Source organism: Rheinheimera sp. D18, assembly GCF_004345025.1.
Taxonomy (GTDB): Bacteria; Pseudomonadota; Gammaproteobacteria; order Enterobacterales; family Alteromonadaceae; genus Alishewanella; species Alishewanella metallidurans.
On the sequence record NZ_CP037745.1, the window covers coordinates 193,488 to 215,527 of the forward strand.

19 protein-coding genes and 1 tRNA gene are annotated in these 22,040 nt (G+C 46.3%); 11 read left to right on the forward strand and 9 right to left on the reverse strand.

Going from position 1 to position 22,040, the window contains the following annotated elements:
- The first annotated feature begins 47 nt into the window (after positions 1-47).
- The 4 genes from E0Z06_RS00905 to ggt all read left to right on the forward strand — a co-directional run bounded on the left by E0Z06_RS00905 (position 48) and on the right by ggt (position 5,329).
- On the forward strand, positions 48-2,252 hold the full coding sequence (locus E0Z06_RS00905) for a TonB-dependent siderophore receptor (RefSeq protein ID WP_132581047.1): 2,205 nt from the start codon (positions 48-50) through the stop codon (positions 2,250-2,252).
- 86 nt (positions 2,253-2,338) lie between these two features.
- On the forward strand, positions 2,339-3,019 hold the full coding sequence (locus E0Z06_RS00910; RefSeq protein WP_132581049.1) for a Fe2+-dependent dioxygenase: 681 nt from the start codon (positions 2,339-2,341) through the stop codon (positions 3,017-3,019).
- A 95-nt stretch (positions 3,020-3,114) separates the two neighbouring features.
- The gene (locus E0Z06_RS00915; protein ID WP_132581051.1) at positions 3,115-3,510 is read left to right on the forward strand and encodes a thioesterase family protein; all 396 of its coding nucleotides are present in this window, start codon (positions 3,115-3,117) and stop codon (positions 3,508-3,510) included.
- A gap of 94 nt (positions 3,511-3,604) precedes the next feature.
- Positions 3,605-5,329, forward strand: a complete 1,725-nt coding sequence (gene ggt, locus E0Z06_RS00920; RefSeq protein WP_132581053.1) for a gamma-glutamyltransferase — start codon at positions 3,605-3,607, stop codon at positions 5,327-5,329.
- Between the two features lie 71 nt (positions 5,330-5,400).
- Here ggt and E0Z06_RS00925 read toward each other — a convergent pair whose 3' ends face one another.
- The 8 genes from E0Z06_RS00925 to E0Z06_RS00960 all read right to left on the reverse strand — a co-directional run bounded on the left by E0Z06_RS00925 (position 5,401) and on the right by E0Z06_RS00960 (position 12,961).
- Positions 5,401-5,952 (reverse strand): acyl-CoA thioesterase, encoded by a 552-nt coding sequence (locus E0Z06_RS00925; protein ID WP_132581055.1) that lies wholly within the window; start codon positions 5,950-5,952, stop codon positions 5,401-5,403.
- A 24-nt stretch (positions 5,953-5,976) separates the two neighbouring features.
- A complete protein-coding gene (locus tag E0Z06_RS00930) occupies positions 5,977-6,333 on the reverse strand; it encodes a DUF2288 domain-containing protein (RefSeq protein WP_132581057.1) in 357 nt (118 codons plus the stop codon).
- Positions 6,334-6,338: 5 nt separating this feature from the next.
- On the reverse strand, positions 6,339-7,688 hold the full coding sequence (locus E0Z06_RS00935; protein WP_132581059.1) for a sigma 54-interacting transcriptional regulator: 1,350 nt from the start codon (positions 7,686-7,688) through the stop codon (positions 6,339-6,341).
- On the reverse strand, positions 7,675-8,277 hold the full coding sequence (locus E0Z06_RS00940) for a hypothetical protein (RefSeq protein ID WP_132581061.1): 603 nt from the start codon (positions 8,275-8,277) through the stop codon (positions 7,675-7,677). Before E0Z06_RS00940 ends, E0Z06_RS00935 begins: the two co-directional genes overlap by 14 nt.
- Positions 8,274-9,692 carry a HAMP domain-containing sensor histidine kinase gene (locus tag E0Z06_RS00945; protein ID WP_132581063.1) on the reverse strand — a complete coding sequence of 473 codons (1,419 nt, stop codon included), beginning with the start codon at positions 9,690-9,692 and terminating at the stop codon, positions 8,274-8,276. The genes E0Z06_RS00940 and E0Z06_RS00945 overlap by 4 nt, the downstream gene beginning before the upstream one ends.
- A 126-nt stretch (positions 9,693-9,818) precedes the next feature.
- On the reverse strand, positions 9,819-10,019 hold the full coding sequence (locus E0Z06_RS00950; RefSeq protein WP_132581065.1) for a hypothetical protein: 201 nt from the start codon (positions 10,017-10,019) through the stop codon (positions 9,819-9,821).
- A 350-nt stretch (positions 10,020-10,369) separates the two neighbouring features.
- Positions 10,370-11,596, reverse strand: coding sequence for an adenosine deaminase family protein (locus E0Z06_RS00955; RefSeq protein ID WP_132581067.1), 1,227 nt, complete (start codon positions 11,594-11,596; stop codon positions 10,370-10,372).
- Positions 11,597-11,818: 222 nt separating this feature from the next.
- Entirely contained in the window at positions 11,819-12,961 is a 1,143-nt protein-coding gene (locus tag E0Z06_RS00960) for a cytochrome P450 (protein WP_132581069.1), read from the reverse strand.
- Positions 12,962-13,174: 213 nt separating this feature from the next.
- Here E0Z06_RS00960 and E0Z06_RS00965 point away from each other — a divergent pair, with 213 nt between their 5' ends.
- Positions 13,175-13,927, forward strand: coding sequence for a transporter substrate-binding domain-containing protein (locus tag E0Z06_RS00965; protein ID WP_132581071.1), 753 nt, complete (start codon positions 13,175-13,177; stop codon positions 13,925-13,927).
- A 32-nt stretch (positions 13,928-13,959) separates the two neighbouring features.
- Here the strand turns inward: E0Z06_RS00965 and E0Z06_RS00970 are convergent.
- Positions 13,960-14,046: transfer RNA gene (locus E0Z06_RS00970), tRNA-Leu, on the reverse strand.
- Positions 14,047-14,270: 224 nt separating this feature from the next.
- On the opposite strand from E0Z06_RS00970, the gene E0Z06_RS00975 reads away from it, so the two are divergent.
- The 6 genes from E0Z06_RS00975 to leuD all read left to right on the forward strand — a co-directional run bounded on the left by E0Z06_RS00975 (position 14,271) and on the right by leuD (position 22,009).
- Positions 14,271-16,205 carry a methyl-accepting chemotaxis protein gene (locus E0Z06_RS00975; RefSeq protein ID WP_132581073.1) on the forward strand — a complete coding sequence of 645 codons (1,935 nt, stop codon included), beginning with the start codon at positions 14,271-14,273 and terminating at the stop codon, positions 16,203-16,205.
- A 3-nt stretch (positions 16,206-16,208) separates the two neighbouring features.
- On the forward strand, positions 16,209-16,931 hold the full coding sequence (locus tag E0Z06_RS00980) for an outer membrane protein OmpK (protein WP_132581075.1): 723 nt from the start codon (positions 16,209-16,211) through the stop codon (positions 16,929-16,931).
- A gap of 315 nt (positions 16,932-17,246) precedes the next feature.
- On the forward strand, positions 17,247-18,863 hold the full coding sequence (gene leuA / locus E0Z06_RS00985) for a 2-isopropylmalate synthase (RefSeq protein ID WP_132581077.1): 1,617 nt from the start codon (positions 17,247-17,249) through the stop codon (positions 18,861-18,863).
- Positions 18,863-19,972, forward strand: a complete 1,110-nt coding sequence (gene leuB / locus E0Z06_RS00990) for a 3-isopropylmalate dehydrogenase (RefSeq protein ID WP_132581079.1) — start codon at positions 18,863-18,865, stop codon at positions 19,970-19,972. Before leuA ends, leuB begins: the two co-directional genes overlap by 1 nt.
- Before the next feature lie 16 nt (positions 19,973-19,988).
- Entirely contained in the window at positions 19,989-21,410 is a 1,422-nt protein-coding gene (leuC, locus tag E0Z06_RS00995; RefSeq protein ID WP_132586622.1) for a 3-isopropylmalate dehydratase large subunit, read from the forward strand.
- Entirely contained in the window at positions 21,407-22,009 is a 603-nt protein-coding gene (gene leuD / locus E0Z06_RS01000) for a 3-isopropylmalate dehydratase small subunit (RefSeq protein WP_132581081.1), read from the forward strand. Before leuC ends, leuD begins: the two co-directional genes overlap by 4 nt.
- Positions 22,010-22,040 lie beyond the last annotated feature (31 nt).

A 22,040-nucleotide genomic window follows, 5' to 3' on the forward strand; every position in this document is an offset into this window, starting at 1 on the left:
TTGATGCGCTATTCGAGCGCTAGAACGACAAAAACATGGAGCAAAACATGACATTAAAGGCTGATTCTGCCAATAACGGTACCAAGTTTAATAAGGCGCCTCTGGCCCTAGCCGTTACGCTAGCCTGTGCTGTACTAGCTGCGCAAGCTCATGCGCAACAAACCGAACCGGTACAAGAGCTGGCCGTAGCTGAAGCAAAAACCAGTACTGAAGGCGACGTAAAAGTTGAACGTTCGGCTAATTTCAAACTTACTCAGCCATTACTAGACACTGCAAAAACCATTACCGTTATACCTCAAGCGGTTATGAAAGATCGTTCAGTTGATAGCTTGCGTGATGCGCTGCGTAACGTGTCGGGTATTTCACTAGCGGCTGGTGAAGGTGGCGCGCCAAGCGGCGATAGCATGTCAATTCGTGGTTTTAGTGCTAGCACCGATATTTTTGTTGATGGTATTCGTGATATTGCCGGTTATAGCCGTGACACCTACAACTTAGAAAGCATTGAAGTAGCAAAAGGCCCAGGTTCTGCGGTGTCTGGCCGTGGCGCGACAGGCGGTAGCATCAACTTACAATCAAAAACTGCTAAATTAGACCAATTTACCGATGTTAGCCTGCGTTTAGGCACAGAGTCTGATTATCGCGCGATGCTTGATAGTAATATTGCTGTGGGCGAAACCACGGCCCTGCGGCTTAACTTATTATCGGACGATATTGACGTTGCTGGTCGCAACGAAGTGTTTAATAGTAAAAATGCTGCGGCATTGTCATTGGCAACCGGTATTGGTACCGAGCAGCGTTTTAGTATTAATGCTGAATATCAAAAACAAGATAACTTATCTGACTATGGCTTACCTTGGGTGTCGGATGCGGCAGCAATACCTGCGTTGGCGCCCTATATTAATAAAGCACCACCGGTAAGTTTTGATAATTTTTACGGTAACGTATTTCGTGATTACGAAGATATAAAAGGGCAATCGCTAACCGCGCGGTTTGAACAAGATATAAGCAATACAACAACCTTGCGGGTTCAAGCACGGGTAGGCTCAGTCGCGCGTGAAAGCATTGTTACCGCACCGCGTTTTATTAATCAGAAAACCAGTACTGACGTGCGGCAAAGCGATGAAAAAACTCGTGATACGAAAAATTCATTATCGGCAGTGCAGTTTGATCTAATTGGTGAATACCAAACCGGCAGCGTAAAACATAACCTAGTCACTGGTGTCGAGTGGGCTAGTGAAACCTTTAAGCGCTGGAATATGGTTGATTTAGTGGACGACAATTTAGATAGCACACCGGTATTAGTCGATTTATATAACCCAGACCCACGTAAAGCCTACACCGGCGTTTATGGCCGTGACGGCACTAGTACCAAAGCTAAAGGCAAAAGTACGGCATTATATGTGTTCGATACCATGACACTAGATCCGCAATGGGAGCTGACCTTAGGTGCGCGTTGGGACAACTTTAAAACTGATTATCAGTATAACTACGCAGATCCTACGTTAACGGTTGATACGAAAGATTCTATTTTAAGTTGGAACGCCGGCGTAGTGTACAAACCTGCAGCTAACGGCAGCATTTACTTTGCCTACGGTAATTCGTTTAACCCATCGGCTGAAGGCTTAACGGTATCAGCTACTGGCAATATGTCGGAATTAGACCCAGAGGAAACCCGTAGTATTGAACTTGGTACTAAATGGGACTTGCTAGATGGACGCCTATTAACTAGCGTGGCCCTATTTAGAACCGATAAAAACCATGCGCGCACACCAGATCCAGACTTTAGCGGTGAATATACGCTAAATGGCGAGCAGCGAGTGCAAGGCCTTGAGCTAAGTGCAGTAGGTTATTTACAGCCTAACTGGACAGTTATTGGTTCTTACACCTATCAAGACAGCGAAGTAATTAGCGCAGAAGGCAGTGCTGCCAACCAAGTGGGAATGGAGTTGGCTCGCACGCCTAAACATTCGTTAAGTGTTTGGAGCCGTTACGACTTTAACGACCAACTGGCATTTGGTGGTGGTGCGCAATACGTGGGCGAGCGTTATAACGGTTCTACCGCAACGCGCAAAGTTGCCCCAGGTTACACCAGCTACGATATTATGTTGTCGTACCAAGCCACAGAAAAGTTAGGCCTACAGCTAAACGGTGTTAACTTAACCGATAAACGTTATATCGAGCAGTTAGGTGGCGGGCACTTTATTCCTGGTGCTGGGCGTTATGTTAGTGTAACCGCAAGTTACAGTTTCTAAATACACGCGAGTGTTAAGCCCCGCTAGCAGCAATGTGTGCGGGGTTTTCTCCGTTAAATACCACGTTAATTTTCACCGGAGTTGAAATGCTGTTAAAAATTCCACAGGTATTAAATAAAGCGCAGGTAGCTGCTGGCAAAGAGTTATTGCTAGCAGCTGATTGGGCTGATGGTAATGTTACTGCCGGTTATCAGTCGGCGCAGGCCAAACATAACTTACAACTGCCAGAAAGTAGCCGTGAAGCTAAGCAATTAGGCGATATGGTGCTTCAGGCGCTGGCGGTAAATAAACTATTTATGTCCGCCGCATTACCGCTAAAAATATTTCCGCCATTGTTTAACTGTTACCAAGGTGGCCAGTCGTTTGGCGTGCATGTTGATAATGCTATTCGGCAAGTGCTGGGCACACCGGTAAAAGTACGCACCGATTTATCAATGACGTTGTTTTTCTCTGAACCGGATGAGTACGACGGTGGTGAATTAGTTATTGAAGATACCTTTGGCGCGCACAAAGTAAAACTGGCCGCCGGTGATATGGTGTTGTACCCGTCAACCAGCTTACACAAGGTGACACCGGTAACGCGAGGGCGACGTTTAGCCTCGTTTTTTTGGTTACAAAGTATGGTAGCCAGTGATGAAAAGCGTAGCTTGTTATTTGATATGGATATGGCCATTCAGTCGTTACGCCAACAAGTAGCCGATAGCCAAGAAATAGTGCAGCTTACCGGTGTTTACCATAACTTGCTGCGGCAGTGGGCTCAAACCTAGCAATATTATTTGTCTAACCGGGTTACTTGTATCGAGTTTAATGCTGGCGCATGATAATCGTCGAATTTATATCTAGCGATTTATAGGACGATATTATGTTTAGTGAAGTACTACAGCCACGTTTTTCTGATACCGATGCCTTAGGCCATATTAATAACACGGTATTTGCCGTGTGGTTTGAAGGTGCGCGCCAAGGCGTATTTAAAATTTTTACGCCAGAGCTAAACCTGCAGCAATGGCCGCTTATTATTGCCAGTATTAAGCTTGATTATCACGCCCAAACCCAATACGGCGAGGAGGTTGAAGTACGCACCTATATTAGCCGTATTGGCGGCAGCTCGTTCGATGTGTACCAAGAAGCCTGGCAAGACGGGGTAAAAACCGTATCGGGTACAGCAGTGATGGTGCAGTTCGATTATGTTGCCAATACAGCAAAACCGCTCTCAGTTGAGCAAAAACGTTTACTTAATCAGCATTTACTGTCGGTATAACTACCGCAATTAGCCATTATTTGGTCGTAAAGTGATGGCGGCTTTGCCACTTGCCACGTAGTGTCATTAACACACTCATGTTAGGAACCCTGCTATGAAAAGCCTTATTGTTGCTGTTGCTGCCAGTGTTGGCTTGGCTGTTGCTGGCCAAGCGCACGGTTATGACCGAATAACCGGTGCTGATTTTGCTAGCCGCTCTGAAGTTATCGCCCCTACTGCCATGGCGGCAACCAGCCAGCCACTTGCGACACAAATTGCCTTAGACGTAATGAAACGTGGCGGTAATGCTATTGATGCCGCTATTGCTGCCAACGCGGCATTAGGCTTAATGGAACCCACAGGTAACGGCATTGGTGGCGACCTATACGCCATTGTTTGGGATGCTAAAACGCAAAAATTACACGGCTTAAATGCGTCTGGCCGCTCGCCACTTAGTTTAAGTTACGACATGCTGGCACATGAGCTTAAAACGCTAAACCGTACCAGCTTGCCGCCACATGGTATGTTACCTATTAGTGTGCCGGGTGCGGTAGATGGTTGGTTTGCGCTGCATAAAAAGTTTGGCAGCCTGCCAATGAGCGATATTTTACAACCGGCTATTAGCTATGCTGAGCAAGGTTTTCCGGTGAGTGAGCTCATTGCCTATTACTGGGATCGCAGTGTGCCAGTGCTTAGTAAACAACCGGGTGACTTTAGCGGCACTTTTACCATTAATGGTAAAGCACCGGCTAAAGGCGAAATGTTTAAAAACCCTGCGCTAGCCAGTACGTTAAAAAAATTAGCAAAAGAGGGCCGTGATGCGTTTTACAAAGGCGATATTGCGGTAGAAATAGACCGCTTTATGCGCGCTAACGGCGGTTATTTACGCTTTGCCGATTTTGCTAACCACCACTCCGATTGGGTAGAGCCCGTGGGTGTTGACTACAAAGGTTATACGTTATGGGAATTGCCGCCTAATGGCCAAGGCATTGCTGCGCTGCAAATGCTACAAATATTAAAGAATTTTGATTTAAAGGCGGCAGGCTTTAATACCGTAGAAAGTTTACATTTATTAGTTGAAGCAAAAAAACTGGCGTTTGAAGACCGCGCCAAGTTTTATGCCGATCAAGACTTTAATAAAGCGCCTATAGCCGGCTTAATTTCTGCAGAATATGGCCGCGAACGCGCAAAATTAATTGGCGACAAAGCCGCAAAACGAGTAGACGCCGGTAACCCTGCGTTGTATCAAGGTGATACTATTTATATGACCACCGCCGATAAACACGGCAATATGGTGTCGCTCATTCAAAGTAACTACCGTGGTATGGGTTCAGGTGTAGTAGTGCCGGGCTTAGGTTTTGTCTTTCAAGACCGCGGTGAAATGTTCTCGATGGATAAAAAGCACGCCAACGTATACCAACCGGGTAAGCGGCCATTTCAAACTATTATTCCGGCCTTTGTGACTAAAGATAACAAACCCCTTATCAGCTTTGGCGTAATGGGTGGCGCAATGCAGCCGCAAGGCCATGTGCAAATTTTAGTGAATATGGCCGATTATGGCATGAACTTACAAGAGGCCGGAGACGCTGCACGTTGGCAACATTTGGGTAATACCGAGCCAACCGATAACGCCGATATGTACTTAGACAATGGCGGTTATATTGAAGTGGAGCGCGGTGTGCCCTATGAAGCAGTGCGCGGCCTAATGCAAAAAGGCCATGATGTTCGCTACGGTTTAGGCGGTTATGGTGGTTATCAGGCCATTATGCGCGATCATAAAAATGGCGTATGGCTAGGTGCATCAGAATCACGTAAAGATGGTCAAGCAGCCGGTTACTAACAGTAAGTAGGCAAAACAGCACGGATAGTGGCCGCCCCGTGCTGTTTTAGGGTTAATTTTGCGGGTAGCTATTAAGGCAGCTGCACCTGAGCGCCAAAATCTTGGGTAATTTTGTCTATGGCTTGTTGCATGTCGCCATCAAAATCGGTGCAAAGTTCAGCATAGCTTTGACGTAGTTTTAAACGCTGCGTGGTTTTTACAAAGCGCAGCACTTCTTCTTTGCTGTTTAAAATTAGCCGGGGCACTCGCGCATTGTTGCCCTGTTCGTCTTTGGCGATCATGGTGAAATATGAGGAGTTACAATGCTTTACCTTGCCGGTTTGAATATTTTGCGCTTCTACGCGAATACCCACCACCATAGAGCTATTACCGACAAAAATAACCATGGCTTTTAGCGTGACCAGTTCACCCACTTCAATGGGGTTAAGAAAATCTACCCGATCAACTGAGGCAGTAACGCAGTATTTACCACTATATTTAGAGCCACAAGCAAAGGCAATTTGGTCCATTAGCGACAGCAAATAGCCACCATGAATTTTACCGCTAAAATTAGAGTGTGATGGCAGCATTAACTGCGACAAGGTAACCCGCGAACTACTGCTTTTTTTATAGATATCGCTCATGTTGTTATACTGCTCTGCTAGGCGTTAATTTAAGGTGTTAGCTAACGGCTTATCTTGCACTAATATCCACGGTGATACCACAGCAGCCCATAGCTCGGTTTGTTGTTGATACCACATATTGGCATGTTGCTCTGAAGTGCGCTCGACTAAACCGCTTGCTAACCAATTCGCCACGGCATTTTTATCATCACGGTTAAAGGCAAAAGCCACTTCAACTAAATCTAAGTTTGGCGCTACGGTAATAACCGAACCTGCAGCATAAAACTTTTGCAGTTCTCGCCAGTTAATGCGTGCGGTTTCGCTAATAATTTTCGCTTTTATTAGCTCTGGGTTGTGTTCGTCATCAATTAGATGTGCGTCAGATGGGGTAATAGCAGTCATCAATATTACTCAGCTTCATCGTTTTGTTCAGTTATTTGCGCGGCACTAAGCTCATGCTTTTTCAATAACTTATAAAAATCGGTACGGTTGCGCCCAGCCAGTTCTGCGGCCCGGGTTACGTTACCTTCGGTCATCTGCAAAACCCGAACTAGATATTGGCGTTCAAATTGGTCACGCGCTTCGGTTAGCGTAGGCCAAAAGCTACTGTTTTGCGATAACGCTTGTTCTACCTGCGCCGCTGCAATAACGGGGCTATGGGTTAAGGCCACACATTGTTCGACGACGTTGACCAGTTGGCGCACATTACCTGGCCATTTTGCAGTGGCAAGCAATTGCATGGCATCGTCGGAAAAACGGGTAACATCGACCTTATGCCGGCGTACGCTTTGCTGTAATACGTGGCGCGCCAGCAGTGGAATGTCTTCTGGTCGTTTTTCTAATGACGGTAGCTGTAAATTAACCACATTTAAGCGGTAGTATAAGTCTTCACGAAAGCTGCCATCTTGCATAGCTTGTTGTAAATCGCGGTGGGTGGCCGACAGCACACGCACGTTAATAGGAATGGTTTTTGCGCTGCCAACCGGCCGAATTTGTCGCTCTTGCAAGGCGCGTAATAATTTAACTTGTAATGATACCGGCATGTCGCCAATTTCATCTAAAAACAGTGTGCCGCCATCGGCTTCACGAAATAACCCGCCATGCTCGGTAACGGCACCGGTAAAAGCGCCCTTGGTATGACCAAACAGTTCAGACTCGAGTAAATGCTCTGGTAAGGCGCCGCAATTTATCGCAACAAAAGCATTAGCCGCACGCGGGCTAGCTTTATGAATGGCCTTAGCGAGCAATTCTTTACCGGTACCGCTGGCACCGGTGATCAATATGCTAACGTCGCGTTGAGCTACGCGGTAGCTTTGCTCTAATACCTCTTCCATTAAGCGCGAGCGCGTAATAATTTCTGCACGCCACTCGGCTTGTTCTGGCACCGATAAGTGCACCGCATTTTGCAAAATGTCGCGCAGCTCTGCGGTATTAAGTGGCTTAGTTAAGAAGCCAAATACGCCGCGTTGGGTTGCGGCAACAGCCTCTGGTATCGAGCCGTGTGCCGTCATTAATACCACAGGTAAACCGGGGTAACGCTTGGCAATTTCATCAAATAGGCTCATGCCGTCTAACCCAGGCATGCGTAAATCGCTTAGCACCACATCTACACTGTGCTTAGTCAGCAGCGGCAAGGCCGCTTCAGCACTGTCGGCGCTAATTACCTGATAACCTTCGCCTTCTAGGCGCAATGTTAACAACCGCAGCAGGCTGGGGTCGTCGTCTACAAGCAATAAGCGGGGCTTAGGGCTGGCCATTATGGTCCTCTTGCAGTTTGGTTGACTGGTTTAGCTGGGCTTCAATTTGCGTTAGCGCATCTATTTTCTTTTGTAGCTCTTTATTGGTTTTTTGTAAGCGTTCAATATTGTCGTGCTGCTGCGCATTTAGCCGAGTAAGAGCACTAACGGCAGACTCTGCTTCTAGCAGCTTTTGGTTAAAAGCCAGATCCCAGCTTAGTAATGCGGCTAAAGGTGCGGGCAAGGCGGCTAGTTGTTCGGCCAATTGCATTTGTATGCGTAACCGAGTTAAGTAGGGCGTATCAGGGTGTAGTTGCAATATAGTGCGCTTTAACTGCCATACGTCGTCTTGCACGCTGTCATTTGCCAGCAGTTCTCGCTCTTCGTTCATTTGGTTTAGTATGCTGGCGCGGTAATTTATCCAAGCTTGTAGTGTCAAAGCGTCGTCGTGCAAGCTAAGCGGCGTATCAACCGGCACGAGTTCTGGTGGATGGCTTACGGTTGGTTCTATTTGTGGCAGAGCTTGTGGTGCTGTTTCAGGTGCCAAGGGTGGAGTTAGCTGACAGCCGGCTAACGTTAGGCTGAACAGGATGATGAGTCCGGTTTTCATGCTGATTTTTCCTCTAACAGCGGTAATTTTACCCGAATACAAACGTCGGCATAAATTACATCAACAATGTCGGCATGGCCACCTAGTAAGCGGGCGCAGTCGGCGACAATAGATAAACCTAAGCCTGAGCCTTGCACTGCGTCAAACCTAGGTGTGGTGCCACGTTGAAATGGCTCAAATAGCTTTTCCCGCAACGCGGTAGGTATCGGGTTACCATTATTAGCAACATCCAAAATTAATTGGTGTTCTTGCTGATACAACTTAACCCATACCGGGCTGCCTTGGCTACCGTAGGCTTGGGCATTGTTTATCAGGTTATCTAGTATACGCCGGAATAGCGTCGCGTCGGTGTAAATTGTGCTTAGTGGGCAATTTAGCTCAATAGCCTGACCACGTTGCTGTAACGACAGGGCGTGGTCGTTAAAGCAATCGCTTAACATCTGCTGTGGCGAATGCCAGTCAGGCTCAGGCTTAGCTTGCTGTAACAGTCGGTTGTAATCGAGTAACTGCTCGGTTAGCACGCTTAGGCGATCGGCACTGCCATTTAATAAACCGACCACTTCGAGCTGCTGCGCATTAAGCGGGCCAACTAACTGCTCGCTTAATAGCGAACAACCTTCACGAATGCTGGATAACGGTGTTTTTAATTCATGCGAAGCATGGCGCAGCAAAATAAGCCTTAGGGCCTCTAATTGCTGTAAGCGCGAGCTAAGCCAGCGTAATTGTTCACCAAGTTCTGTAAGCTCGCGCGGGCCAGTAAGCTTTTCATCAGGAAACTGATGCTGCTGACCTATAGCCCGGATCATTTTATCAAGTTTGCGCACTGGCGCGGTAATGCGGCCCGATGCCCACAATACTAATAGCAAAGTTAAAACCACTAACACAACCGTTTGCCAAGCTAATAGCTGCTGGCTTTCAACCACAAACTGCTGCTGATGCTGTAAATTTTGTTCTAGCCTTAACCAAATTTGCTGGGTTAATTGCTGCTGCTGTAAACGAAACTGCTGCATTATCGGCTCGAGTTCTTTGCTGTTAAGCGCACTAAAGGTGTCGAGTAAAATACTTAATTGATATTGCTGCTGTTGGCATAATTGTGGTTGGCCGACGTTGTCACACACTTGCTGTAGTAAGGCTTGGTAGTTATTTAGATGCGAACGCGCTACTCGGGCCAGCGCATCAGTTTTGACAACGGCGTGCTGGCGCACTGCACGTTCAATATCGACCACGAGATTTTGCATGTTTTCTGCACGACGCACTGCGGCAATAGACGATTCTGCCTCGGTTACGGCATTTTGGCTGACACCGTTTAACGCGCGGTGGCTTTGCCACATTAATACCGCCACTGGGATCAGTGCCAGAAAAAAGCTTAATAAAACCAATTGACGCAACGATGCAGTTTGTATTGAAAAGCGCATAAATATCTGTCGTAAACACTGGGCCAGTAAGCATAACCCATTTTGCTGATTAAAAAAAAAGGCCAGTGGGGTACTGGCCTATAAAATCAGCACAAAGGCTGAGTTAACGGGAATATGTAACGAGTGCTAAGCAGCCTTAGCTAAATAAGTGGCTTGATAAGCGTGTGCTGCTAGCTCGATAGTTACTGGTTGAGCAGTAACGGCAAACTGAGCGTGCTCCCAAGCTAATACGCTATCGTTGTTCAGGTTTACCCGGCGTAACATGCTAACTACAACAGCAACGTTGGCTAGCAAAAACAGCATTGTACCCAGTAAGAAAAAGTCCATAACAACCTCCGATAAGTGCAGCCTGCTTACTTTAATGCGCTGCGTTAAGACAGTTCAAAGGAGAATGTGGCAAAGGCACCTGAGCTTAAAACTCTGAGACTTGCACTTGCGACATTCTCCTGTAACGTCGCTTATCTTTACTAATGCAAAGCGCAGGCCAACTCTGAAATTTATTTTTAAGTTGTTTAATTACATTGGGTTATGTTTTGTTGTTGCTAGGCTGGGTTAAGATAAGCAGATTAACTGTTGCTGATTTGCGACAGTTAATCTGGCTTGTAAATATATGCTATATATTTCAGATGGTTACAGTGTATGCTTTTTGCGACACTGTGTTTAAGTTGTTGTTTTTATTAGGTAAGATTGTGTCGCTTTGCAACGAGATCAAAATATTCTAAACAGCGTTTAGCATATTCACGCTTTTCTACATAGCTGCCAGGGAAAAAGCTTTTTTTAAAACCGTAAGCAACAATATCTTTTAGACGCTTAAGTGGAATATCAAAGTTATCTAACGCCAGTTGGTATTCTTTGCAAACTGTAGTATTCGAGACTAGTCGGTTGTCGGTACAAATAACGGTGGCAATGCGATGCTCAAGCATATCTTTAAATTTATGCTTTTTGATATCGTCAAGCGCGGGGTTGGTTTGTAGGTTACTGGTTAAGCACACCTCAACCGCGATACGCTTGTCGGCAAGATAGGACGCTAGGTTACGGATATACGCTGCTTTATCGGTAATACTTGGCTCGGTAATCATCTCTGGAATAAACATAGAATAACCATGGCCAATGCGATCGGCGTAGCATTCAGTCAGCGCTTCAAATACGCTTTCTGCACCGTAAGCCTCACCGGCATGCAGGGTTTTTAGTAAAAAGTGTTGATGAGCATATTCATAAACTTCTTTAAATTTGCTAGCGGGATAGCCCGATTCTTGTCCAGCTAAGTCTAAGCCAACAATTGGAATACCCTCAGTGTCGCGTAAGCGTACACTGGCACGTACTAATTCCATGGCCGCTAGCTTAATCACGTCCATAGGCGCAAAGTCATGCATTAATTGAAACAAATTAGTGTAATAAGGTGAAAAGCCTTTATCAGCAAACATGCGCATAGCGCAGTTAATAATGCCATAAGCAAATGGCGGCTTGTGGCCGTTTTTAACGTCAGCGCTTTGGTTATATTCTTGCATTGCGCGTTTTAAGCCATTATTTACCGCATGCATTACCTTGTCTAAGTTAATACCCTTGGCAAGGTCAATCAGCAGCTGTGGTGCAAAGCGCACTTCAATATAGTTAACGCCTTCTAGCTGGTTATCAATAGCGAGCTCGTAAGCGGCACGCTCTAAATTATCCATATCGCGCAGCACCGCGCAGGTATATTGGAAGCAATGTAAGTATTCGCCAAGGTTTTGATATTTATCTTTAAATACCAATTTTTTTAAACCGGCGACAGTATCGGCAGGTAATTGCACACCACTGCGTTTTGCCATTTCAATAAGGCTTTCTAAGCGCAAACTGCCATCTAAGTGCAGATGTAAATCCGACTTAGGCATGTCTTTGATAAATTCAGCAGAATAATGTGGCATAAGCGCTCCTTTTTCGTTGTGCAGTGAATAGTGTATCGCAAATATGCTGGCTTTCGTCGGCTAAAAATAATAATCACCTAGTAAGTGGCTTATGTGTTAAAAAATACTGAAACAGAGGCACCAAAAGGCTTACGTGATGCTTTAGCTACCGGTAATCGTTGGCTGGCATTTAGTGCGCTAACGGTTAGTCGTGCTGCGTTTATACGTTAACAGGCACAGCTATTAGCCCAACACTACAGGCACCTTATGAAAGCCACCTACAGGCGCAGTTTCTCGCTCTACTGGCTGGTTAAGCGCAAAGCTAATACTTTGCGTGCTATCCAGTAGTGCTTGTAGCGCAATGCGCAGCTCCCAAGTAGCAAGTAGTCGCCCTGGGCAAACGTGTTTGCCTATACCGTAAACAAGGTTGGCGTCGGCATTGCCAGACGGATCAAATTTGTTGTTATTAAAAATAGACTCATCGCGATTGGCTGACGTCCAATTTAATTTAACCTTAGCACCACTGGGAATAGTTTGACCGCCAATATCAACGGGGCAGGTAGTAATGCGTCGGTTTGAGACAAAGGGGTCGTCAAGGCGTAATATTTCATCAATAAACGCATCTATCTGGCTATTTGTTGCTGTGCGAAGAGTAGGAATGCATTCGGGGTTCTGAGCAATATGCGCGACAATAACCCCAACACACAGCGCAATAGAGCCCAGATCGCCACCGGTCCAATTGCGTAAAATAGACACTAGTTCAGGCTCGCTTAATAGGCGGCCATCAATGCGTTCTTGACATAGTTTGCTGGTTACGTCGTCGTGCTGGTGGTTCGCTAGCTCACGCCTTGGCATAATGACTGAGCGAATAATATTATCAAACTCATGGGCAACATCAGCCATCTTATTGTGATCGGCTGAGCGGGTAGCGGCATGGTTTTTCGCCATCCAGCCCAATAATTGCGGTTCTAGCTCTGCTGGCCAACCCAACCACGCACATTGCGCACGCACCGCAAATACCGCGCCAATATCTTGTACTGCATCTAGCACTACACCTTTAGGCAGTTCTGAAACTAATGTGGCGGCCACCTGTTTAAACACGGGTATAAAGGGGGCTAAAGCCTCATGACTTAGATGGCGGTCAATTATGGCTCTATATTGGGTATGCTTGTCGCCATCTAAACCATTAGGTATTTGGAGAAAACGCGACGCATTGCTAGAAAAGCGCTGATGATCTAACGCCGCAGTAACGACGTCGGCATGCCGCAGCAGCACCCACTCGCCATACGCATTTCGCACCACGGGATGTTTAGGGCGCAATTCATCGGTATAGGCGCGTAAGTCACGGCCCATAATAGATAAATCATCAGGCATATGGTCGGTCATCGGGGCTCCTACAGTGGGGTGGCGCAATTCAGCTTACAGCTGGTCTATTTTGCCGTATCGCTTTGCCGCTGGGCAATACTGCAAAATAAGTAGCCTTACCTACTCTGTAGTGCTAATAATGAGGACAAAAATCGACAATGTGTTGCTTAATTGTACAATTGGCGTTAGCTTTAATTTGTTAACGCGGCCTAGGTTAAAGGTAATAACCAGCAGATGAACTTAAGAATCATGCTACTCACTTTTTTAGTGTGTTTGCCAGCCCAAGCAGAGCTATTAAAGTTATGCCAAGAATCTGCCGCAGAAGACCCCTTTCTTGCCGAGTTCAAAGTAGATAACCAATCTTATTTTGGCCAGCATTCAGCGATAACAGCACACGCGTTACAACAGCAGGGCATCTCGTTTTCTCTTGTTCGTTTACCTTGGCGTCGGTGTGTGTCGGCGACAATGAATGGCGAATACGATGGCGTAATTGGTATGGGCTGGGACGAAGAGCGTAGTCAAAACCTCATTTTTCCAACCGCAGATGACAATAGCGTCAATGCGTCTTTAAGGCTGTATTTTGTCAATTATCCAATTTATACCCTGAGAACCAGCGCTTTGACCTGGGACGGCGTTAAGTTTGACAATGTAAAATATGGCTTGGCCGCACCCAAAGGTTTTGTCATAGAAAGCAAACTAAAGACGTTAGGGGTATTACAACCGATACAAGATGGTGTTAATGCCAGCGTATCGTTACTTGGCAGTGGTAGAGTAGACGGTGTGGTGTTAGCCGAAGAAGTCGGTGATAAAATGCTCGCGCAGCAAAGTCAGGCAAATATAAAGAAGTTAGATATTATGTTCTACAGTCAGCCAATATTTTTCGCTATAAATCGTAAGCAAAATAAGCTAACCACAGCACAGGTTCAGGCGGTATGGGAACAGATCCCAAGCTCGCGCTTAGCCATTCTAGGTAGTACTGATTTATAAAGAGTTTGATTTGTTGTTACATGGAAGATAAATGGTGCCCGGGGCCGGACTTGAACCGGCATGCCCTTTCGAGCGAGGGATTTTAAATCCCTTGTGTCTACCGATTTCACCACCCGGGCAGAGTCGCTGTCGCGTAAATACGCTTGGTAAGACGGCGCGCATCTTATGCAACCTTTTCATATTATGCAAGCACTTTTCGTCAAAAGCTGCAGTTTTTGTTCTGGTGCTGTTTATTTTGTTGCAATGTATCAAGGTGTTATTCGTTATTTTTTACTGTAACCATTGCTTAATCTGCGCGTAATGCTACAACTTAATTTTGCTGTCTGCATAAAATGGAGCTGTAATGCAAAAGTTTAAGCTACGTACCGTATTTATTGCTTTTGTTGGTTTGGCACTGGTGTTACTTACCTTGGTTTCAACCTTAATTAATATTAACCAATTTTCTGGCTTGTATTACGAGCAAACCGCCAACGAATATTTACCCAACAGCGTAGGCCGTATTGCTGAGCAAACTCGTGCTGAGCTGATGCCATCAATAAACCTATCTGAAAATTTAGCGGCAAATAGTATGCTACATAATTGGATGAAAGAGGGTGAAACCACCGCGGCAAATCATGCTCAGGTTATGGCATATTTTAGACAGTTACAGCAAGATTCTGGCGCATCAACCTTATTTTGGGTATCAGATTTCAGTAAAAACTACTATACCGATGCCGGCTTATTTAAAACGGTGTCTGCTACTGAACCGCGTGATGATTGGTTTTTCTCGATGCTAAAAGGCAATACTAAACGCTCATTAAGTTTAGACCCCGACGAGCGTAGCGGTAAGTTAACTTTGTTTGTTAACGTGAAAGTTATTGTTGATGGTAAAGCCGTTGCCGTAGCCGGTTTAGGCTATGACGTATCCACCATGGCTAGCCTTATTACTAGCTATAAATTGGGTGAAAATGGCTTTTTATTTTTAGTTGATGCTAACGGCATGATTGTTGTGCATCGCGATTTATCACTAGCAGAAAAAAATATTCAGCAGTTACCGCAGTATCAAGCTGTGGCGCAGCAAATGCAAAAGCACAGCACCGGTTTTAGCTTACAGCAGACCGAGGTGTCAGGCCAAGATATGTATATTGGTATTCAAGATATTCGCGATACTGGGCTTAAGTTAGTCGCCGTGTTGCCGTCGGCGGAAATAAGTGGTGCCATTAATAGCGTTATTTTATTTTCTGTCATTGCCAGCCTTTTACTTACGTTAGTCTTTATAGGCTTAACGGTAGTGTTTGCTAATTCGCTGAGTAATTCTATTCGCCAAGTGGGCGATAATTTACTTGAGATGTCGGGCGACGGTGGTGACCTAACTAAGCGTTTAGATCAAAGCCACGACAACGAGCTGGGACACTTGGCTAAAGGTTTTAATGCCATTATTGGTAAAATTCGCGAAATGGTTGCTGAAATTCAACAAACCGAAGTAGCCATTAAGGTGCAGATAGAACAGCTTGTACAGCTGGCAAATGACACCTTTAAATCTACTGAATTACAGCGCGCACAAACGGATCAGGTTGCCACTGCTATTACTGAAATGGGCCAAACTATTTCAGAAGTATCGGGTATTGCGCATAACACCGCCGAAGACACTGAACTTGCGGTACAAGATACGCATAAAACTAACGATAACATGGCGTTAACGTCGCGTACTATGCAGCAGTTAACCAGTATTATGGGTGATATAGAGCGCACTATTGTTGATTTCGCTAATCAGGCGTCGTCGATTAACTCGGTAGTTGAAGTGATAAACGCTATTTCTGAACAAACTAACTTACTGGCGCTTAATGCTGCGATTGAAGCGGCTAGAGCGGGTGAACAAGGGCGTGGTTTTGCCGTAGTTGCTGATGAAGTACGAAACCTAGCAAAACGCACGCAGGAGTCTACCTTAGAAATACGCGACCAAATTACCCGCTTACAACAAACTGCGAATCAATCTACGGCAGCAATACAACAGGGCACGGCCAGTAGCCGGCAAGTTGCCGATAGCACCGAGCTCTCGGTCGCGGCGCTAATTAATATTAAGCAGAAGTTTGAAGCCATTAGTGCAGGTAACCATCAGGTTGCGGCAGCCACAGAAGAGCAGGGCACAGTAGTAGAGCACATTAATGAATCGGCACATTTAATTTCTGACAGCGCATCTAGCATTCATAGTAATGCAGAACAACAGCTTAAGGCGATTAGTGTGTTGCAGCAACGCGCAGAGCAACTGCGTCGGCTTGTTACTCAATTTAAGGTATAAGCCATGCGGTCATTGTTAGTTATAAGCACAATGCTGTTGGTGTCGGCGCAAGCGCAAGCGGATATGTTATGGCAAGACGCTAGCCTAACCTATTTAAATGGCAGTAACTATCGCGTAGACGGTGCCAAGCAGCAGGTGCTTACATTTGAACATGCCGCTGGTGCGAGTTGGGGTGATAGCTTCTTCTTTCTTGATCATTTACGCGGTAAAAACGGTGAGCGTACCAACTATGCAGAATGGTCGCCGCGGCTAAGTTTTAGCAAATTTAGTAGCAACGACTGGCAATTTGGCCTGATAAAAGATGTGCTGTTTACCAGCACTATAGAGATGTCGGCACTGCAAACTAATGTTTTGTATGGTATTGCCACCGATCTCAACCTACCGGGTTTTAGTTATTTAAACCTAAATTTTTATCGGCGTAATAATGACGGCGTGGCCGATAACTGGCAACTTACTACCACTTGGGCGTTGCCTTTTGCTATTGGTACCCAGCAATTTGTTTACGACGGCTTTATTGATTGGGCTAGCAGCAGCGTTGACCAACGGGCAAATCTTAACTTTACCTCACAGCTAAAGTGGGCGCTGCACCCGGTTTTAGGTTTAAAAAATAAACTCTATCTTGGTGTTGAGTACGTGTATTGGCTGAATAAATACGGTATTGCCGACACCCCAGGGTTTCGTACCAACGAGTCAAATGTGAATTTATTGCTAAAGGGTCATTTTTAGTGTTTTAGCCATCTGTACTGTTGCAGATAAAAATTAGCCATGTTATTACTATTAGCGCTTTGCTAACTCGGCTGCAATTGATCAAACCTATTTGCAGCATTAAACCATAAGAGCAATAAATGAATTTAACGCGTCGCATTTTTACTATTAACCTCCTCGTGCTCCAAAGCGGTGCGCGGGGCTGTGCTTATTGGTAAAAATGTAACCAAACCGATACAGCAAAACCCCGTGCCATTGGCCGGGGTTTTTTGCATTTAAGCCCCGCCACCATTGTCAGCTGCAACCACACCGAATTAACGGAACAGGATACACAAGATGAGCGGCGATAATAGAATTTGGATTTTCGATACCACCTTACGCGACGGCGAGCAGGCATTGCGTGCCAGTTTAAGCCAGAAGGAAAAAATCCAGCTGGCACAGGCCATAGCTAGGCTTAATGTTGACGTTATGGAAGTGGGTTTTCCGGTATCTAGCCCGGGTGATTTCGATTCAGTGCAGCGTATAGCTCGCGAAGTTAAAGGGCCAATTATTTGTGGCTTAGCCCGCGCAGTTGCCGCAGATATTGAAGCCTGTGGCGAAGCCTTAAAAGCGGCCGAGCGGCGGCGTATTCATACCTTTATTGCCACTTCACCTCTGCATTTACAGTATAAGTTACGTAAAACGCTGGCCCAGGCCACAGAGCAAGCGGTTGCGGCTATTAAATTAGCCAGCCGTTATACCGATGATATTGAGTTTTCTTGTGAAGACGCTGGGCGCACCTCGATTGATGATTTGTGCTGGATTGTCGAGCGCGTCATAGCCGCGGGTGCCACCACAATAAATATTCCCGATACGGTCGGTTACACCATTCCTAATGAGTTTGCCGCCATTATTACTGCGTTACGGCTTAAGGTGCCCAATATCGACAAGGCGCGCTTAAGTGTGCATTGCCATAACGATTTAGGCTTAGCCGTGGCCAATAGCATTAGTGCCATTCAGGCCGGTGCACGGCAAATAGAATGCACCGTAAACGGCATTGGCGAGCGTGCCGGTAACTGCTCGTTAGAAGAAGTAGCGATGATTATTAATACGCGAAAAGATGTTATGGCGCCGTTGTTTACCGACATAAAAACCAGCGAAATATACCGCAGCTCTCACTTGGTTAGCCAAATTTGCAATATGCCTATTCAGCCGAATAAAGCTATTGTCGGTGAAAACGCCTTTGCTCATAGCTCAGGCATTCACCAAGACGGCATGTTAAAAGCGCAAAATACCTATGAAATTATGTCGCCAGAACAAGTGGGTATTCGCCAAAGTGAGCTGAATTTAACTTCGCGCTCAGGCCGGCATGTTATTCAACATCGCTTGGCCGAGCTGGGCTATAGCCAGCACGATTACGATTTAGAAGCGGTATACAAAAGCTTTGTTGCGCTGGCCGATGAAAAAGGCCGCGTATTTGATTACGACTTAGAAGCCTTGGTATTTTTTCAAAACTTAAAAGAAGCTGACGATTATTATCAGCTAGAGTTTTTAAGCTCATCTACCCATACCGGCCATGTTGCCAGCGCCACTGTCGGCTTAATGTGTAACGGCGAATTGCTAACCGAGGCGGCAACCGGCAATGGCCCCGTTGAAGCGGCATTTAATGCCATAACCCGTATTAGCAAGTTACAGATAAAAATGGTCGATTTTAACTTACAAGCCAAAGGCAGTGGTGAAGACGCCTTAGGCCAAGTAGACATTACCGCCGAGCATGAAGGCCAGCGTTTTCATGGCGCGGGTTTAGCTACCGATATAGTACGTAGCTCGGTACTGGCTTATGTGCATGTGCTAAATATGATTCAGCGGGCACAGCGCATCTTTGTTCATAAGCAAGCGCATAAACAAGTACATAAACAACAGCAGCAACCCGCTTCGCCGGCACCATTAACTAGCGCAGCAGGAGGCGTGTAATGACTAAACACTACAATATTGCCGTGTTAGCGGGCGATGGTATTGGCCCAGAAGTAATGGCCGAAGCCGTAAAGATATTAACGGCGGTAGCCGAAAAATGTGGTTTTAGCTTAAACCTAAACACGGCCTTAGTGGGTGGTGCAGCAATAGATGCGAGCGGTGAGCCATTGCCCGCAACCACCTTAGCACTGTGTAAAACCAGTGATGCCATTTTGTTTGGTTCGGTTGGCGGGCCAAAATGGACCGGCTTAGCGCCTGATCAGCAACCTGAGCGCGGTTCATTGTTGCCGCTGCGTAAAACCTTCGACTTATTTTGTAATTTACGCCCCGGGCATATTTACCCAGAGTTTGCCGAATTATCGCCATTGCACCCGCGCATTAGCAGCAAAGGCATGAATATCTTGTGCGTGCGCGAGCTAACGGGCGGCATATATTTTGGTGAAAAAGGCCGCACTAGCACTGATGCCTTTGATACTCAGCGTTACAGCGTAACCGAAATTGAACGCATTGCCCGAGTTGCGTTTGAAGCGGCAATAAAACGTAATAACAAGGTTACCTCAATCGACAAAGCTAATGTGTTGCAAACCAGCGTGCTATGGCGCGAAACGGTGCAGCGCGTGGCTCAGCACTACCCTAGCGTAACCTTAGAGCACATGTATATTGATAATGCAGCAATGCAGCTAATTCGTAGCCCGCAACAGTTTGACGTATTGCTGTGCGATAACTTATTTGGCGACATTTTATCTGACGAAATTGCCGCCATTGCCGGCTCGTTAGGTTTATTACCTTCTGCCAGCTTAAACGACAGTGGTTTTGGTTTGTATGAGCCCGCCGGTGGCAGTGCACCCGATATTGCCGGTAAAGGCATTGCTAACCCGATAGCGCAAATATTAAGCGCAGCGTTAATGTTGCGCTTTAGTTTTGGCCAAGAACAGGCCGCACAATTAATTGAACAAGCAGTGCAGCAGTGCCTAAACCAGCGCATTGTAACACCAGATATAGAGCCAAATTCTAGCTACAGCACCGTCGCCGTAGGTGATGCGGTAGTTGCCGCCATACACTATTTGTCAGTAAACAACATGCCAGTGCCAACCGTAGGATCACACTAATATGAGTCAAGCTAACATGGGTAAAACGTTGTTTCAAAAAATTTATGCCAGCCACATAGTAGGCAAAATAAACCCCAGTACCGACTTACTGTATGTTGACCGGCATTTAATTCATGAGGTTACCTCACCACAGGCATTTTCGGGTTTAAAGCTGGCTAAGCGCAACGTGCGCCGGCCCGACTTAACCTTCGCCACTATGGACCACAATGTTTCTACGCAAATACGCACTTTAGAAGCCGCAGGCGACATTGCCCGGCAGCAACTAGAAGCGTTAGCAAAAAACTGTGATGAAAACCTAATTGAACTGTTCGACCTTACTCACCCAGATCAAGGCATAGTGCACGTTATTGGCCCAGAGCAAGGCTTAACTCAACCGGGTATGATTATTGTGTGTGGCGATTCACATACCTCAACTCACGGCGCTTTTGGTGCCTTAGCCTTTGGTATTGGCACCTCAGAAGTTGAGCATGTATTAGCTACGCAAACTTTGCCGCAACAACAGGCAAAAACGCTAAAAATTGAAATTAACGGCAAATTAAGCGCCCATGTTACGCCGAAAGACATTATTTTAGCGGTTATTGGTAAGCTAGGCACCGCTGGCGGTAATGGTTATGTTGCCGAGTTTTGTGGCACAGCCATTAGCAGCATGAGCATGGAAGGGCGCATGACACTGTGCAATATGAGCATAGAAATGGGCGCCAAAGCCGGTTTAATTGCCCCGGATCAAATAACCTTTACTTATCTAAAAGGTAAACCACATGCGCCCAAAGCCGAACACTGGCCAAGTGCAGTGCAGTATTGGCAAAGCCTGTATTCAGACGACAACGCCGTGTTTGATAAAGCTATCACCTTAGACGCTGCTAGCGTTTCGCCACAAATTACTTGGGGCACTAACCCCGAGCAGGTTATTGCCGTAGACCAAGCCGTGCCAGCACCAAGCAGCTTTGCCGACGCCAGCAAGCGCGACGCGGCCGAACGCGCGTTAGCTTATATGGGGCTAAAGGCAGGACAAAAATTAACCGACTGCCAGGTCGATGTGGTGTTTATCGGTAGTTGTACTAATAGCCGCATTGAAGACTTACGCGCTGCCGCCAGCGTAGTGCAGGGCAAAACCGTTGCCGCCGGGGTGCGGGCATTAGTGGTGCCGGGTTCTGGCGTAGTAAAGCGCCAAGCTGAGCAAGAAGGCTTAGCCCGCATTTTTCAACAGGCGGGTTTTGAATGGCGCGAACCCGGTTGCAGCATGTGCTTGGGTATGAATGACGATCGCGTTGGCGCAGGCCAGCGCTGCGCTTCTACAAGCAACCGTAACTTTGAAGGCCGCCAAGGGCGGGGTTCACGCACGCATTTAGTTAGCCCAGCTATGGCCGCCGCTGCCGCTATTGCCGGTAAGTTTGTCAACATTGCCGCCATTGAACAACCACAAGGAGAGCCAGCATGAGCCACTTTTTCGCCCAAGGCTTAGTCTGCCCATTAGATAAAAACAACGTCGACACCGACCAAATTATACCTAAGCAGTTTTTAACTAGTGTCAGCCGCGACGGCTTTGCCAAGGCGCTATTCTATGACTGGCGCTACCTAGCCGACGGCAGCGCCAACCCTAGCTTTGTTGTTAACCAACCCGAATATAACGCGGCCTCTATTTTGCTAACTCGTGCTAATTTCGGCTGTGGTTCTAGCCGAGAACACGCGCCGTGGGCTATTCAGCAATTTGGCTTTAACGTTATTATTGCACAAAGCTTTGCCGATATTTTCTTTAATAACTGCGTAAACAACGGCATGTTATTAATTCAATTAAGTAAAGCCGATATTGAACTGCTATTTAACCGCTGCGAACAAGGGCCACAACAGTGGCAAGTTGACTTAGAAAACCAAGAAATACTGTTCGGTAACAATGCCGCTATGGGCTTTAATATCGACCCCGATATTAAACAGCGCTTGTTATCAGGGCTAGATTTTATCGGCAGCAGCGAGCAGTTAAACCCACAAATAGCCAGTTACGAGCAACAGCGTAAAGCCAATCAGCCGTGGTTAGGCTAATACCTACTTTTTAACGTTTTTTCTTATATAC

Coding starts and splice junctions, on each gene's coding strand:
- E0Z06_RS00935 (WP_132581059.1), bottom strand. CDS start 7,688: ATGGCCAGCCCTAAGCCCCGCTTATTGCTTGTAGACGACGACCCCAGC.
- ggt (WP_132581053.1), top strand. CDS start 3,605: ATGAAAAGCCTTATTGTTGCTGTTGCTGCCAGTGTTGGCTTGGCTGTT.
- E0Z06_RS00925 (WP_132581055.1), bottom strand. CDS start 5,952: ATGAGCGATATCTATAAAAAAAGCAGTAGTTCGCGGGTTACCTTGTCG.
- leuD (WP_132581081.1), top strand. CDS start 21,407: ATGAGCCACTTTTTCGCCCAAGGCTTAGTCTGCCCATTAGATAAAAAC.
- E0Z06_RS00980 (WP_132581075.1), top strand. CDS start 16,209: ATGCGGTCATTGTTAGTTATAAGCACAATGCTGTTGGTGTCGGCGCAA.
- E0Z06_RS00960 (WP_132581069.1), bottom strand. CDS start 12,961: ATGACCGACCATATGCCTGATGATTTATCTATTATGGGCCGTGACTTA.
- E0Z06_RS00955 (WP_132581067.1), bottom strand. CDS start 11,596: ATGCCACATTATTCTGCTGAATTTATCAAAGACATGCCTAAGTCGGAT.
- E0Z06_RS00910 (WP_132581049.1), top strand. CDS start 2,339: ATGCTGTTAAAAATTCCACAGGTATTAAATAAAGCGCAGGTAGCTGCT.
- E0Z06_RS00940 (WP_132581061.1), bottom strand. CDS start 8,277: ATGAAAACCGGACTCATCATCCTGTTCAGCCTAACGTTAGCCGGCTGT.
- E0Z06_RS00915 (WP_132581051.1), top strand. CDS start 3,115: ATGTTTAGTGAAGTACTACAGCCACGTTTTTCTGATACCGATGCCTTA.
- E0Z06_RS00975 (WP_132581073.1), top strand. CDS start 14,271: ATGCAAAAGTTTAAGCTACGTACCGTATTTATTGCTTTTGTTGGTTTG.
- E0Z06_RS00965 (WP_132581071.1), top strand. CDS start 13,175: ATGAACTTAAGAATCATGCTACTCACTTTTTTAGTGTGTTTGCCAGCC.
- leuA (WP_132581077.1), top strand. CDS start 17,247: ATGAGCGGCGATAATAGAATTTGGATTTTCGATACCACCTTACGCGAC.
- leuB (WP_132581079.1), top strand. CDS start 18,863: ATGACTAAACACTACAATATTGCCGTGTTAGCGGGCGATGGTATTGGC.
- E0Z06_RS00950 (WP_132581065.1), bottom strand. CDS start 10,019: ATGGACTTTTTCTTACTGGGTACAATGCTGTTTTTGCTAGCCAACGTT.
- leuC (WP_132586622.1), top strand. CDS start 19,989: ATGGGTAAAACGTTGTTTCAAAAAATTTATGCCAGCCACATAGTAGGC.
- E0Z06_RS00945 (WP_132581063.1), bottom strand. CDS start 9,692: ATGCGCTTTTCAATACAAACTGCATCGTTGCGTCAATTGGTTTTATTA.
- E0Z06_RS00905 (WP_132581047.1), top strand. CDS start 48: ATGACATTAAAGGCTGATTCTGCCAATAACGGTACCAAGTTTAATAAG.
- E0Z06_RS00930 (WP_132581057.1), bottom strand. CDS start 6,333: ATGACTGCTATTACCCCATCTGACGCACATCTAATTGATGACGAACAC.